The organism is Pseudonocardia zijingensis (genome assembly GCF_042657305.1).
GTDB lineage: Bacteria > Actinomycetota > Actinomycetes > Mycobacteriales > Pseudonocardiaceae > Pseudonocardia > Pseudonocardia zijingensis.
In genome coordinates this window covers 1-755 of sequence record NZ_JBHSKO010000081.1, presented here as the reverse complement: position 1 = coordinate 755, position 755 = coordinate 1, and the positions used below count along the sequence as shown (strand labels likewise).

1 protein-coding gene is annotated in these 755 nt (G+C 68.1%); it reads left to right on the top strand.

The genetic code is table 11. The annotated features are described in order from the left end of the window. A partial coding sequence (locus ACFPL3_RS42015) for a type I glyceraldehyde-3-phosphate dehydrogenase (protein ID WP_379591047.1) occupies positions 1-755 on the top strand: 755 nt, incomplete at both ends.

The following is a 755-nucleotide window of genomic DNA, read 5'->3' as shown; positions in this document are numbered from 1 at the left end:
ATCGGCCGCAACTTCTGGCGGGCGGTGGACGCGCAGCGGGCGGCGGGCTCCACCGACATCGAGATCGTGGCGGTGAACGACATCACCGACAACGCCACGCTGGCCGGGCTGCTCAAGTACGACTCGATCCTGGGCCGGCTGCCCTACGAGGTGACCCACACCGACGACGAGATCGTCGTCGACGGCAAGGGCTTCAAGGGGCTGGCGGTGCGCGACCCCGCCGAGCTGCCGTGGAAGGACCTCGGCGTCGACGTCGTGGTGGAGTCCACCGGCATCTTCACCAAGCGCGACGCCGCGGCGAAGCACCTGGAGGCGGGCGCGAAGAAGGTGGTGATCTCCGCGCCGGCGACCGAGCCGGACCTGACGGTGGTGATGGGGGTGAACGACGACGCCTACGACGGGTCGCAGAACATCATCTCGAATGCGTCGTGCACCACGAACTGCCTGGCGCCGTTGGCGAAGGTGATCGATGACGCGTTCGGGATCGAGAAGGGTCTGATGACCACGATCCACGCCTACACCCAAGATCAGAATCTGCAGGACGGCCCGCACAAGGACAAGCGTCGTGCGCGGGCGGCGGCGTTGAACGTGGTGCCGACCTCGACGGGTGCGGCGAAGGCGATCGGGCTGGTGCTGCCGCACCTGAACGGGAAGCTGGACGGGTACTCGTTGCGGGTGCCGGTGCCGACCGGGTCGATCACGGACCTGACGGTGGACCTGCGCACCGAGGCGTCGGTGGAGGAGGTCAACGCCGC